Below are 14302 nucleotides of genomic sequence, written 5' to 3' on the forward strand. Positions count from 1 at the left end.
CAGTCCTCCGCGCGGATCAGGGTTCCGCCCGCGGTGCCCAGCTGTATGCGTACCGTTCGTCCTCGATATGCTGCGCTAGCCGGGCGACCCGCAGGGGGCGGAACGTATCGATCATCACGGCCAGCTCGGTCGTTTCTTTCTTGCCGATGCTCGCTTCGGCCTTGCCGGGATGCGGCCCGTGCGGGATGCCCGACGGATGCAGCGTCACGGATCCTTCTTCGATTCCATTGCGGCTGCCGAAATGGCCTTTCACGTAATAGAGCACCTCGTCGCTGTCGACATTGCTGTGAAAATACGGCGCGGGAATCGCCTGCGGATGATAGTCGTACATCCGCGGGCAGAACGAGCATACGACGAACCCGTTTCCTTCGAAGGTCTGATGGATCGGCGGCGGCATATGGATGCGCCCCGTGATCGGTTCGAAATCGTGAATGCTGAGGATCCACGGATACAGACAGCCGTCCCAGCCGACCACGTCCAGCGGATGGTGGGAAGCGACGTGGGCGTGAAGATAGCCTCCTTTTCGGAGCCGAATCTCGAATTCGCCTTTCTCCGTAAACATTTCCAATCGCTCAGGGACGCGGATATCCCGTTCGCAATACGGACTGTGCTCCAGCAGCTGTCCCTGCTCGTTGCGGTAACGCTTCGGCGGCGCGATCCAACTGTTCGTTTCAACGACGAGAAACTTCGACGGCCCGGCATCCGGCACCACCCGATAAATCGTGCCGATCGGCAGCACGATATAGTCGCCGGGCCGGTAGCGCAGCGTGCCGAACATCGTTTCCACCTTGCCCGATCCTTCATGGACGAACAACAATTCGTCGCCGTCCCCGTTCCGGTAATAGTACGCCATCGCTTCCGAGGGGCGGACGACGCCGATCCGCACATCGTCGTTGCCGAGCAGATACTGCCTGCCGGAGACGGCGTCTCCCTGGAAGGGCAGCCCGTTCGTACGGAAATGGCGGTGCCTCAGCGCGCCCTGCGTTTCGTACTCGGGATCGCATGGGGATAACAGCCGCGCATTCGTGATTTCCGCCGGCGCCTCGTGATGATAGAGAATCGACTGTATTCCCGAGAACCCTTTCGTCCCCATGACTTGCTCGCGGTACAACGCGCCGTCCGGCCGGCGGAATTGCGTATGCCGCTTCGGCGGAACCGTCCCCATCCGATGATAGAACGGCATCTTCGTTCTCCCTCCCCCGCGTTGGCTTCCGATCCAACCCTCTCCCCCCGGAAGCCATTGTCTTTGCCTACACCTCTTACAAATTACCTCTGCGCGCCTGCTCCCGCTCGATCGATTCGAACAGCGCTTTGAAATTGCCTTCGCCGAACCCGACGGCGCCCTTGCGCTGAATGATCTCGATGAACAAGGTGGGACGGTCCACGATTGGTTTCGTGAAAATTTGCAGCAGGTACCCTTCGTCGTCCCGGTCGACCAAAATGTTCAGTTCCCGCAGCTTGGCGATCTCTTCGTCGATCGCGCCTACCCGGTCGTGCAGCATGTCGTAGTAGCTGTCCGGCGTGCTCAAGAACTCGATGCCGCTGCGCTGCAGGGCGGATACCGTCGCGATGATGTCGTTCGTTAAGACGGCGATATGCTGCACGCCGGCGCCGCGGTAATAATCCAGGTATTCCTGGATCTGCGATTTGCGCTTCCCGCTCGCCGGCTCGTTGATCGGAAATTTGATGCGCCCGCCGCCGAACATGACCTTCGACATCAGCGCGGAATATTCCGTCGAGATGTCTTTGTCGTCGAAATGAATCATTTGCTTGAAGCCCATGACCTGCTCGTAATATCGCACCCATTCCTCCATGCGCTCCACGTTGCCGACGACATGGTCGAACCCGATCAATCCCGCCGGTTGATGGGGAATGCTTAGCTCGCAAGGCGAGTAACGGGGCAGAAACAATCCCTTATACCGGCTGCGGTCGATCAGCGTATGGACGGTATCCCCGTACGTTCCGATGACGGCCATCGTTACCGTTCCGTCCGTATCGGCAAATTCCCGCGGTTCCATGACCGGGATGCCCCCGCGCGATATCGCCTCCCGGTACGCCTTCTCGACGTCGTCGATCCGCATCGCGATGTCCTTCACGCCGTCGCCATGCCGCTTGACGAATTCCGCGACCGGATGATCGGGAGCGAGCGAGCCGCTGACGACGAAGCGCGCTCGATTTTGCTCCAGCACGTACGACGCCTTCTGCGTTTCGCCGGTTTCGAGGCCCGCGTACGCCGTCGGCCGAAAGCCGAATCCCTTGCTCAGATAGTGCGCGGCCTGCTTCGCGTTGCCGACGTACAGCTCGATATGGTCAATTCCCCGCACCGGAAAAAAATCGGAAACATGATGGTCGACGCGCCGTTGTTTCTTCATGATTGTCTCACCCTTTTCCGCGTTTGCCTTTATCTTATTCAGCACGTGCGGACGTTGTCGTAGCCGCTTACGCTAATATTTATTCCGCTCGCGGGCGAACTATCCTATCTTTGGCGCCGGACATGAGAAAAGAGCTGGCTCATGGGATGAGCGCAGCTCTTTCTATACGCGTGCCGGACATTACGGCTTGTTGAAATCGTAATAAAACTTCGGCCGCTCGCCGAGCAGCACCTTATAGATCTCGTAGTTCGTCTGCATGGCGCCTGACAGGAACGACTTGTACGGCCGGTCGGCGACGTTCAGAAGGCCGGTATTGTAATGCTCCGCCCAATCGCCGACGCCCTGCCAATACCTGCCGGATCCTGCCTGGTCCACGTAATTGAACCAATGGGCGCCCACCACGTACCCCAAGCCGGCTGCGCCTTCCACGTAATTCCGGTAGCGCATCCCCCGCTGGAACTGGTTCACGGCCGCATTCGGAAGAAGCGGCGCCAGGCCCTGCTCCGCGGTGCCGTAGCCGAATTCGCTGAACAGAATCGGCTTGCCGCCCGACCTCGCGTATACGTCGGCAAGCATGTCGGCTTCGATTTTATACGAGTAATAATTGATGCTGATGACGTCCGTGTACTTCCCTTCCACCTCCGCCATCACGTCCCGAAACTTCGGGTTGTGGAACGAAGACGTGATCCAGCGGTCTCCGAGCAGAAGATGATTGGGGTCGTATTTGCGGTAAATCCGCGACACCGTCCCGTAGAACGTATCGAGGTAATACCGGAAGAACATGTCCATATCCTTCCAGGACGGCGAGGTTTTGACGGGCAGCTCGGCTTCCTGCAGATCGTTGAAGGACGCGAAGCTCGTCCCCCAGGCGCTGTTGAACGCGTCGATCCGCTGGTATTTATCCTTGAGCATTTTGACAAAGCGCCCTTTGATCGCTGCCGAGCTGGCCTTCAGCTTCGGCACGACGTCGTAGAATTTGTGGAAATCGTATTCGTTGCCCATGAAGTACCCGATCAGCATCCGGTCGTTATTGTTCGCCGGCAGCGCCTTCGCGAACGCCTGATCGATCTTGGTTTCGGCGCCGGGCGCAAAGATGTCGAAGATCGAAATGCCGTTCAGCTTCGCCCAGTCGATGTCGAGCGGAAGCATCCTCACGTACGGAAAGTTGTTCGCCTTCCCGTACTGCTCCGGCGAATAGCCGCCCGCGCTGTTGAAGCCCCATTTCTTAAGCCGTCCGACCGCTTCCGCATAGAAGGCGGCGTCCGCCTTGAACTTCCCCGTCTTTCTGTATTTGTTCGCCATGTAGAACGAAAAGCTGCCGGGATCGGACGGCACGAACGCCGGCTGGTAGGTGCCCTCGTACAAGGGGATGGATTCGAACTGCTGCTCCCGGCCTTCCACCTTCGTGTACGTCTCGTCGGCATGGATCCCGTTCATCCCGAGACTGAAGAAGATGTCGCCGTCCGGCGTCTTCAGCACCTTGCGGCTGCCGAGCGTCTGGACCGCGAAATACCCGGTGCCCCGGATGCCGTACTTGGCCGAGCTGCCGGCAAGCCCGCCGTAGCGGTCCAGATTCGCCGGCGGATGCAGGCTTTCGTAATAGGACGCGTCCGCGGCGGCGTCCGCTTGAAGCTGCTCCGCGCTCGTCACCTTTTCGGGAAAATTCGCGGCAACCATTTGGCCGAACGCGTCGACCGCGAAATCGGCGCTTCCGTTAAGCTTGTACTTCCGCACGGGGCTTGGCTCCCTGCCGTCCTTGACGGCATAGGCTTCCAGCATCGTATACCCGGTCAGCTTAAGCGGCTCGGAGTAAGGCAAGAACGCGGCGGCGCCGTCCTTGCGGTAATAGATTCGGGCCCCTTGCGATAGCGAGGACAGCTCGACCTGAAGCGTGCCCGCAGACCGGGCGGACTTGATATCGACGGACGCGGTGCCCCGATTGATCAGCACCTTCGATAGCTGAGGCGACCAGGGCTTGGCCGCGCCGCGCAGCTCGATTTTCAAGTATCTCGTGCGCGGCGGCAGCGAATACGACTCGTCGGCGTATTGCTGCCAATTGCCTGCCGGGACGCCGACCGGATAGGAGCTGACGGAAACGCTCGTATAGGTTTTTCCGTCCGCTGAAGCGTAATAGCGGCTCTTCTCCATGGCAATCCCGGCGAAATAGTAGCTGGCGGCATGAAAGGAGGTCATGACGTACCCGGTATGGTACACGGCGCTTCCCGGCGAAGCCGTCGATCGCGTGACCCGTTTCGCATCCCCGCCGAAGTATGCGGGATGGTTCGTGGCGATGTAAATATTCGAGCGGCCGTAGAGCCGTTTCAAATCATCGAGCGGGTCGATCAGCCCCGCGTCGGACAAACTTCCGGGGACCGCCTTCATCGCCAAATCGATCAAGGCGGCCGCCTCTTGGCGGGTCATGGCAGCGCGAGGCCTATATACCCAGCTTCCGGCGCTTTGTTTGGCGTCTACCCCATGCCACCCATGGGCAATCACGCTGCCGACTCCCTCCGCCGCCCAGACGTCCGGCTTCTCGCTCAACTTCGGCAGGGCCCCCGCGGACAGTCCGCGCTGCTTGGCATACCGCCACACCATGACTGCGGCTTCTTCGCGCTTCACCGGCATATTCGGCGAAAACGCCGTGGCGGAGGTGCCGTTGACGACGCCCGCCTTGAAGGCGGCGCGCACGTAAGGCGCGGCCCAGTGGTCCTTCAGGTCCGTGAACGGCATCTTGCCGCCCGGATCCTTCAACTGGAACGCAAGCGCGACGAATTTGGCGAACTGGCCGCGTGTCAAGGTCTGTTCCGGGCCGAATAAGCCTTTGGCGACACCTTCCACGACGCCAAGCTCGCTCAAATCATGAATGTAGGCCAGGTATGGACTTGAATCGGAAACATCTTTATATTCCGATGCGGCGGCACGCGCCTCCGCCCCTGACAAGGCGGCAAGTGCGATCATCGCCGTTAATGCGATTGCTGATTTTTTCATTTCGGCTCCTTTCACGCTGGATCAATTATCCAATTACAGCATTCGCGGCGCCGTCCGGAATTGGGACGTTGGCAGAAATGAAAAATCGCTCATCTTTGCTGCCGGCCCAAAAGAAAGAAGCCGGTTGCTCCTCTGCAGGAATAATCGGCTTCGTATTTCGGCTTCGCCGCAGGCGGATCAGCATTCCGCCGACGTGAGCTCGTTCGTGAACATCCGTTTGTAATCGCCGGGCGACATCTTGCCAGATCCCGCGGGCGCGTAATGGAACTGCAGCGCGCGGCGCCGCTTGGACGTCGCCGGTCTCGACGGGATCGGTCAGGCACCTTTCCAGGGAATCGGCTTAGAGCGTTTGCGGCATCCGCCATGCGCCGGAAGAGCCGAACTCGCGAATCTTGCTCCGAACGCTGCGCTTCACCGCATCCCGTCCCGCGCCTAAATACTTGCGCGGATCATATTCGTCGCCATGCTCCGCCAGATAAGCGCGAACGGCAGCGGTATTCGCCATTTGGTTCTCAGTGTTGACGTTGATTTTGGCGGTGCCGAGCGATATCGCCCGGCGGATTTGCTCGGTCGGCAGGCCGCTGCCGCCGTGCAGCACGAGAGGCAGCCCGGTCAAGCGGCCGATCTGCTCCATCCGCTCGAACCCGAGCCGCGGCTCGCCCCGGTAAGGTCCATGCACGGAGCCGAGCGCAGGCGCCAGGCAGTCGATGCCCGTCTCCTTCGCAAGCCGCACGCATTCCTCCGGCACCGCATACATCGCTTCCGCCTCGTCGACGACGAGATCGTCTTCCCGTCCGCCGATGCGTCCGAGCTCGGCCTCGACGGTGACGTCGAACCGATGCGCTTCCCGAACGACCTTCTGGGTGATGCGGATATTCTCCTCCAGCCCATGATGGGAAGCATCGATCATGACGGACGTGAAGCCCGCGTGAATCGCTTCGGCGCATACCTCGTAAGATGTGCCGTGATCCAAATGCAGCGCGACCGGAACCGATATGCGGTAATAATCCACGAGCGAACGCACGATGCCCGCAATGCAGGATAGACCGCCCATGTAAGCGATATAGCCCTCGCTGAGGCCAAGAATGACCGGTGCCCGTTCCTCTTCCGCCGCCTGCAGAATCGCTTGCGTAAACTCTAGATTATTCAGGTTGAACTGACCCACGGCGTAGCGGCCGGCAACGGCTTGATTCAACATGTCCTTCATGGAAACCATGGCCATTTTGTTCATCTCCTTTCATTGGATCGGACGCGCCGAAGCGCAGCCCGATCCTGCTTAGCAATCACGCTTACCAGCGGGAGGTCATCATTTTCTTCCGGGTGTAGAATTCCACGCCGTCCGTACCGTTCGCATGCAAATCGCCGTAGAACGATTTCTTCCAGCCCGAGAACGGGAAGAACGCCATCGGCGCAGGTACACCGAGATTCACGCCCAGCATACCGGCTTCGATCGTCTCTCGGAATTGGCGAACATGGCTGCCGTTCTGGGTGAAGAGGCAGGCGCCGTTCGCGAATTCCGAGCGGTTCGCAAGCTCGACCGCTTCCTCGAGGCTGTCCACCCGCACGATGGAGAGCACCGGCGCGAAGATTTCGTCCTTCCAGATCTTCATCTCGCTCGTGACGTGATCGAAGATCGTCGGACCGACGAAATAGCCGTCGCCGCTTGCGGCCGCGTCCTTACGGCCATCTCGGATCAGCACCGCTCCCTCTTGCTCGCCGGAGGCGATATAACCGAGCGTGCGTTCCTTGTGCTGACTCCGGATGACTGGGCCGAGGAACACGCCTTTCTCCGCACCGTTGCCGATTGTAATGTTGTCCGCAGCGGCTGTCAGTTTGGCGATCAGCGTATCCGCTGCTTCTCCGACGGCGACGACGACGGCACAGGCCATGCACCGTTCGCCCGCCGAGCCGAAAGCTGCGTTGACGATTTGCGTGACGGTGTTGTCCATGTCCGCATCCGGCATGACGATGGTGTGATTCTTCGCGCCGGCCAGCGCCTGCACCCTTTTACCGTGCGACGTGCCGGTTTTGTACACATACTCGGCAACCGGCTGGGACCCGACGAACGAGATCGCCGTCACGTCCGGATGCTCGAGCAGGCCGTTCACGACCTCATGGGCGCCGTGCACGAGATTCAATACGCCGTCAGGCAGGCCTGCTTCCTTGAACAGCTCGGCCAGACGGTTCGCCAGCAGCGGCGTACGCTCGGACGGCTTGAGCACGAACGTATTTCCGCAGGCAATCGCGAGCGGGAACATCCAGCAGGGGACCATCATCGGGAAATTGAACGGCGTAATGCCGCCGACAACGCCGATCGGATAGCGGTACATCGCTGACTCCACATTCGTTGCAATATCAGGCAGATGACTGCCCATCATCAGAGAAGGAGCACCGGCCGCGAATTCCACGCATTCGATGCCGCGCAGCACCTCGCCGTGCGCTTCGTGGTAGCTCTTGCCGTTCTCCAGCGTGACGATCCTGGCGAGCTCGTCCCAGTGTTTAATGAGCAGCTGCTGGTAGTTGAATAGGATCCGGGCCCGGCGCGGAACCGGCGTCTTGCTCCATGCTTTGAAACTGTTCTTAGCTTGCTGAACCGCTTGATCAAGATCCTCCCTCGAGGACAACGGTACATGCGCGATGATTTCTTCCGTTGCCGGATTATAGACGGGCTCTGTCTTCTCCGACGAGGAAGCGACCCACTCGCCGCCGATGAAGTTTCTGATGCGTTCAGGTGTGCTGGTATGTGACATTTCGGTTAATCCCCTTTCGCATTACGCTTGTTTGGCAGCCAGCATGTAGTCTTCGACCTGCTGGACGGTCGGCATGGCATCGGAGCAGCTATGGCTGGAAATGACGATGGAAGCGGCAGCGCTGCCGAATGCCATGCTTCGGCTCGGGCTCCATCCCTGCATCAGGCCGTAAATAAAGCCGGCTGCATAGGAATCGCCGGCGCCGAACGTCTTGATTACCTTCGCCGGGAAAATCGATCCGCGATGGGCGCTGCCGTCCTTGCCGTATGCAATCGAGCCGTCCTTGCCATGCTTGATGACGACGATTTCGGCATGGCAGCCGAACCACTGCGCGGCCGTAAACGCATCGCTGCGTTCCGTGTTGCCGTCGAAGCGCTCCAGCATGTCGAATTCCTCGCGCGTGCCGATGATGATATCGCTTTTCTCGGCGGCCAGGTGATAATAGATCGCCGTTTCCTCAGGCGTTACCCAGGTATACGGGCGGTAGTCGATGTCAAAGACGACTTTGGTGCCGTGCTTTCTGGCATAGCCGAGCGCTAGCAGCACGGCTTCGCGGGACGGGCTCTTCGCAAGCGCCGTGCCGGATACGAGCAGCGCTTTGCTGCGTGCAATAAGCGATTCGTCCACTTCCTCCGGCGCGAGCAGCAGGTCGGCGGCGTTGTCGCGGTACATGAGGATGCTGCAGTCTTCGGGACTCTTGATTTCGGTAAACGCAAGCCCCGTTACGGCGCCTGTTCGATCCGTCGTAATGCCGGACGTCTCGATTCCGTTGTTCTGCAGATAGCCTAGAATAAACCGACCCATCTGGTCATCGGCCACCTTGCCGATAAACGCCGATTTCATCCCCAGGCGGGACATCCCGATACAAATGTTCGCCGGCGAGCCGCCGACGTATTTGGTGAAGGTCATCGTCTCTTCCATCGGACGATTGATTTCATTGGCGTTGAGATCGATGCATAACCGGCCTATTGCCGTAAAATCTAAAGCTTTATTCGCTGAAAATAAAAATTGCTCCATCCAAAAGCCCTTCTTTCTATAACGGATTTCGCGATAATGGGCCGGCCCGCCCCGCTAGGGAGCAGCACCGGCCCATCGTTCAGGCCGTTAATCACGTATGGCGTTAAATCAATAAGGCCGCGCGGTCTTCACCTGCTTGCGCATCTGTTCGTGCGCCTCAACCACCTTGCTGCCCGTCGACACTTCGGGCACGCCGACATGCCACCACGACTCGTAGCCGTCCGTGTTCGTTCCGGGCAATACTTTGATCTCGACGAGCACCGGCCCAGGCTCCGCTTTCGCTTGAGACAGCGCATGCTCCAGTTCCTCCGCCGTGCGGGCCGTATACGAAGCCGCTCCCAAGCTGCGGGCATTGGCGGCAAAATCGAACGGAATATACGGGCCGCTCAGACGGCCGGTCGCTTTGGAACGGTAACGGAACTCGTTGCCGAAGCCGTCGCTTCCGTGTCCGCGCTGCAGATTATGAATGCACTGGAAGCCGTGGTTGTCGAACAGCAGCACGGTCATCTTGATGCCTTCTTGCACGGCCGTTATGAATTCCGAGTGCAGCATAAGATAGCTGCCGTCGCCGACGAATGCATAGACGCTTCGATCCGGCTCCGCGAGCGCGGCCCCGAATGCGCCGCTGACCTCGTAGCCCATGCAGGAGAAGCCGTATTCCATATGGTAGGTCTTGGGCTCCGCGGAGCGCCATACCCGGTGTAAGTCGCCGGGCAGACTGCCGGCAGCGCAGACGATAACGTCTGACGGACCCACGAAGTCGTTGATGATGCCGACCGCGCGCGTCTGCGTTAAGCCTTCGTCGCTCTCAAGCGTGTACAGGCGGTCCACTTCGCGGTCCCATGCCGATTTCAGGCTGTCGATTTCCTCTTCCGAATAGCCGGAGCGGTAGCCGCATTCGTCCAGCGCCTCCTGCAGCGCGGCAATGGCCGTCTTCGCATCTGCCGTTACGGATACGGCATCCATCTTGAACGCATCGAACGCGCTGACGTTCACGTTCAAGAAGGCGGCTTCGTGATGCTTGAAGGCGGACTTGGAAGCCGTCGTAAAGTCCGAGAACCGCGTGCCGACGCCGATGATCAGGTCTGCTTCCGCGGCGATTCTGTTGGCCGCAAGCGTGCCGGTCGTGCCGACGCCGCCTAGGCTGAGCGGATGATGCCACGGCATCGCGCTCTTCCCAGCCTGTGTCTCGGCGACGGGAATACCGAAGCGTTCCGCGAAGGCGAGCAGCTCCTTCGCCGCGTCCGCATAATGCACGCCGCCGCCCGCAATAATGAGCGGCTTCTTCTTGTTCCTCATCAGCTGCACGGCGCGTTCGATCGCTTCCGGCGCGGCAGGACGGCGCACCAGATAATGAACCCGCTTCTCGAAGAAGGCAGCCGGATAATCGTACGCCTCCGCCTGCACATCCTGCGGCAGCGCAATCGTGACGGCGCCCGTCTCGACGGGATCGGTCAGCACCCTCATTGCCTGCAGCAGCGAAGTCATCAGCTGTTCCGGACGGACGATGCGGTCCCAATACTTGCTGACCGGCTTGAACGCATCCGTCGCGGAAATCGAATAATCGCTTGGCACCTCCAGCTGCTGCAAGACTGGGTCCGGCTGGCGGGAAGCGAAATTGTCGCCCGGCAGAAGCAGCACCGGAATCCGGTTCACCGTTGCCGTTGCGGCGCCGGTCACCATATTGAGCGCACCCGGGCCGATCGAGGTCGTTACCGCGTAGATCTGGCGGCGGTTCTTCTGCTTCGCGAACGCCGCAGCCGCATGAACCATGCCCTGCTCGTTCTTACCTTGCAGGAACGTCAACTCGCCAGCGCCGCGCTCCAGCGCTTCGCCAAGTCCGGTGACGTTGCCATGCCCGAATATACCCATCACGCCCTGGACGAACTTCACCTCTTCGCCGTCCACGGACAATACCTGTTGATCCAGAAATTTCAGCAAAGCCTGTGCCATGGTCAATCGAATCGTCTTCATCGGCAGACAACCTCGCTTTATCGTAGATTAGTTCGCCCGTTAGGCTTCAAGACGGACGAGGAAGGTCTTGATCTCATACGGCTTCAGCTCGAATGCGGCGCCTTGCACGGCCTCTTCGACCAAGCTGCGTTCCATCAGATCGCATTCTTCGATCGAACGGATACGAAGATCACTGCCGATGTTCACCTGCGTGCGGAGTCCGGCGAACTCGTGAACGCGGAGCACAAGCTGCTCCCCGTCCTCGGATTTCTTAACGGCATCCACCATCACGTTAGGCGCGGACAAGCTGAACATGGAGAACACGCTCAGATCGGCGCTGCCCTTGAAGCTGGTCAATGGATTGTTCAGCGACCACGCCTCTTGAACCGTGCCTCCCGCATACCAATCGCCTTCATGCGGCAGCAGCGAATAAACAAAGTCATGCTCGCCGATATCGGCGTCTGGATCCGGGCTCACCGCCGATTTCAGCAGCGACAGGCGGATGACATTGTCTTTGATGTCGTAGCCGTATTTGCAGTCGTTCAGCAAGCTTACGCCGTAGCCGCGCTCGGACAGATCCGCCCATTGATGCCCGACGGACTCGAATCTTGCCCAATCCCAGCTCGTATTCCAATGCGTCGGACGCTTGACGTTCCCGAATTGAATATCGTAGGTCGCCTCGGTCGAACGAACATCAACGGGGAACGCTGCCTTGAGCAGCTGCTGATGCTCCTGCCAGTCGATGTGCGTCTGGAAATCGATTCGCCGGCTTCCCGCGAAGACGGTCATCCGCTGCGAGATCGAAGAGTCCGCATACCGCCACTTGAATGCCACGACAGCCGCCAGCGGCCCCGCTTCCACGAGTTCGACCGAAAGCAGCTCGGAGACGACCCGCTTCTTCTCTTGGTAATAGATATCGATATCCCATGCATCGAAATGCATCGGTTTGTCCTCGAACACTTGCAGTTCATTACCGACCGCGCCAGGGGCCAATACGTCGCGGCGATGGTCCAGATCGTAGATGCGGACCAATTGGCCGCATGCGTTCCACTCGATCTCGTAATGCGGAGTCTTCAGCGTGCGCCCTTCCAGGCTGAACGCCGACGCGACGGACAGCTGCGAAGCACCTGCGCCTGCCGCATAATGAACCGCCTTCATGCCAAGCGAAGGCAGCTGCGAAGTCTCGACCAGCCAGCGGCCGTTCGCGTACTGGGCTTGCAGGCCGCGTCCGTCTTGATCCGTCCATACGGCGCCCTGCGGAATGCGCTCTCCCGGAATTTCCAGCAGATCGCTGCGCTCCCAGGATGCGCTGTTGAACACCGTCAGCGTGCCTTCTTCCTGATGGCTGCTGATCAGCGCAGCTGCTCCATTCCATGCTTCCGCTGCGATGTCAGCTGCTTGCGCGTACTCCTCGCGGCTGTCTTCGTAGACTTCCTTGATCGAAGAGCCCGGAATGATATCGTGGAACTGGTTGCGCAGAATGATCGTCCAGCCCTTGTTCAGCTCCGCCTGCGGGTATTTACTCCAATCCGCGCGCAGCAGCACGGCCAGCATGCTGAGCCATTCCGTCTCGCGATAGCGCAGCTCCAGCTTGCGGTTCATCCGTTTGTTATAGGCTTGGCTCGTATACGTGCCTCGGTGGTATTCGAGATACAGCTCGCCGTCCCATACATGCACGTAGCTGTCGGTCGCATCGACCGTCTCGTGCAGGCGGTCGAAGTAATCGTCCGCGCGTCCTGGCTTGACGTTCGGCAGGCCGGGCATCGTCTCGAGCCGCCGGCGCATTTCGAGCATCTCCCGGTTTACGCCGCCGCCGCCGTCGCCGTAGCCGTACGACAGCAGGAGCTCCTGGTTGATATCTTTGTTCTGATAGCCGTCCCATGCCCCTTTGACGGTTTCCGGCGAAATCAAGCCGTTATACGTGTAGAAGAAGTTGTTTGCTTCTTCCCAGTCATCCGGCGTCGTGATGAAATGCGTGAGCACTTCCGAGCCGTCGATGCCGCGCCATTTGAACGTATCATGCGGCATGCGGTTGAACTGGTTCCAGCTGATTTTGGTCGTCATGAACGTCTTGAACCCGGATTTGCGCAGAATTTGCGGCAGCGCCCAGCTGTAGCCGAATACGTCGGGCAGCCACAAGTAGGTGCTCTCCACGCCAAACTCCCCGCGCATGAACCGGGTGCCGAACAAGAACTGCCTGACGAGCGACTCGCCCGAGGTCAGGTTGCAATCGGCTTCGAGCCACATGCCGCCGCCGATTTCCCAGCGGCCTTCGCGAATTCGCTCGAGGATTTGCGCATAGATGTCCGGGTAATCTTCCTTGATATAGGCATAGAGCTGCGGCTGTGTTTGCAGGAATATATAGTCCGGGAATCGCTCCATGAGCCGCAGGACGGTCGAGAAGGAACGGGCCGATTTCTCGCGCGTATGTTTTAGGCGCCACAGCCATGCCACGTCGATATGCGTATGTCCGACGCAGGTCACCGTAACGGGATGCTGCTTCTCGAACCGGTCCAGCTCGGCCTGCAGCAGCTCTCTTGCTTCGTACACGGATTCGAAATACGCCGCCGATCCCGGCTTGGACCAGTCCACCTTCAGGAAAGCGCGGTCAAGCGCTTTGACGAGACTTACGCGGACCGGGTCACCCGCCTCCAGCACCTGAATGGTCTCGAGAACGGCACGTCCCGTATAGTAGAAATCGTCAACCCGTTCGTCCAGCCAGCACAGCTCGGCCCGGTTGATCGTATGCTTCATTTCGCGGGGCTTGCCGCCCCCGTCCAGCCCGGACCACAGGCGGACATCCAGTCTGCCGGTCGTCCCGGCCGCGTCCTCCGGCAGGAAAACCTCCTGATGATAGGAATCGACGCCTTGGTAAGGCGCGCCGTTCCAATAGAGCAGCGATTCGAAGCCCTCGTTGCCGCCGCCGCCCGTTTCGCCGAAATCGAAGCGTCCAAGCACGGTTTTACCGGCCCATGCCTGCGGAACCTCGACGGTGCAGGTCAGCCAAATATAACGGTCGCGGCCCTGCCACGACTCGCCGGTTTTCAATTCGAACGCTTCTATGACTTCCGGCGGCCTTGTGCCGGGCGCTCCGGGCTCATCCTCGGCCGCGGAGAAGCTCGTCAACGGCAGCGGTTCACGGTAGCGGGTTTCGTCGATCTCGCGAAGCCTCGCTCTCAGCTTCTTTTCTGTAAATAACACGTTATCCTCACCTTTCCAGGG

At 59.7% G+C, this 14302-nt stretch carries 8 protein-coding genes; all 8 read right to left on the reverse strand.

The features are described from left to right. Nucleotides 1-16: 16 nt before the first annotated feature. Complete coding sequence (locus tag KXU80_RS15545) at nt 17-1183, reverse strand: homogentisate 1,2-dioxygenase (protein WP_219834174.1); 1167 nt, start codon at nt 1181-1183, stop codon at nt 17-19. Nucleotides 1184-1259: 76 nt separating this feature from the next. Next, nucleotides 1260-2372, reverse strand: a complete 1113-nt coding sequence (hppD, locus tag KXU80_RS15550) for a 4-hydroxyphenylpyruvate dioxygenase (protein ID WP_219834175.1) — start codon at nt 2370-2372, stop codon at nt 1260-1262. Between the two features lie 180 nt (nt 2373-2552). After that, a complete protein-coding gene (locus KXU80_RS15555; RefSeq protein WP_219834176.1) occupies nt 2553-5360 on the reverse strand; it encodes an S-layer homology domain-containing protein in 2808 nt (935 codons plus the stop codon). Nucleotides 5361-5700: 340 nt separating this feature from the next. Next, nucleotides 5701-6582 (reverse strand): class II fructose-1,6-bisphosphate aldolase, encoded by an 882-nt coding sequence (gene fba, locus KXU80_RS15560; RefSeq protein ID WP_219834177.1) that lies wholly within the window; start codon nt 6580-6582, stop codon nt 5701-5703. 67 nt (nt 6583-6649) lie between these two features. Then, nucleotides 6650-8110, reverse strand: coding sequence for a CoA-acylating methylmalonate-semialdehyde dehydrogenase (locus tag KXU80_RS15565; protein ID WP_219834178.1), 1461 nt, complete (start codon nt 8108-8110; stop codon nt 6650-6652). 21 nt (nt 8111-8131) lie between these two features. Continuing rightward, nucleotides 8132-9127, reverse strand: a complete 996-nt coding sequence (gene iolC / locus KXU80_RS15570; RefSeq protein WP_219834179.1) for a 5-dehydro-2-deoxygluconokinase — start codon at nt 9125-9127, stop codon at nt 8132-8134. A 108-nt stretch (nt 9128-9235) separates the two neighbouring features. Then, on the reverse strand, nt 9236-11101 hold the full coding sequence (gene iolD / locus KXU80_RS15575; protein WP_219834180.1) for a 3D-(3,5/4)-trihydroxycyclohexane-1,2-dione acylhydrolase (decyclizing): 1866 nt from the start codon (nt 11099-11101) through the stop codon (nt 9236-9238). Between the two features lie 39 nt (nt 11102-11140). Next, on the reverse strand, nt 11141-14281 hold the full coding sequence (locus tag KXU80_RS15580) for an alpha-mannosidase (protein ID WP_219834181.1): 3141 nt from the start codon (nt 14279-14281) through the stop codon (nt 11141-11143). Nucleotides 14282-14302: the final 21 nt, after the last annotated feature.

The sequence above is a fragment of the Paenibacillus sp. R14(2021) genome, assembly GCF_019431355.1.
Lineage (GTDB): Bacteria > Bacillota > Bacilli > Paenibacillales > Paenibacillaceae > Paenibacillus_Z.

Excerpts from the sequence above, each read along its gene's own strand:
- KXU80_RS15545 (WP_219834174.1), bottom strand. The coding sequence starts at position 1,183 with ATGCCGTTCTATCATCGGATGGGGACGGTTCCGCCGAAGCGGCATACG.
- hppD (WP_219834175.1), bottom strand. The coding sequence starts at position 2,372 with ATGAAGAAACAACGGCGCGTCGACCATCATGTTTCCGATTTTTTTCCG.
- KXU80_RS15555 (WP_219834176.1), bottom strand. The coding sequence starts at position 5,360 with ATGAAAAAATCAGCAATCGCATTAACGGCGATGATCGCACTTGCCGCC.
- fba (WP_219834177.1), bottom strand. The coding sequence starts at position 6,582 with ATGGCCATGGTTTCCATGAAGGACATGTTGAATCAAGCCGTTGCCGGC.
- KXU80_RS15565 (WP_219834178.1), bottom strand. The coding sequence starts at position 8,110 with ATGTCACATACCAGCACACCTGAACGCATCAGAAACTTCATCGGCGGC.
- iolC (WP_219834179.1), bottom strand. The coding sequence starts at position 9,127 with ATGGAGCAATTTTTATTTTCAGCGAATAAAGCTTTAGATTTTACGGCA.
- iolD (WP_219834180.1), bottom strand. The coding sequence starts at position 11,101 with ATGAAGACGATTCGATTGACCATGGCACAGGCTTTGCTGAAATTTCTG.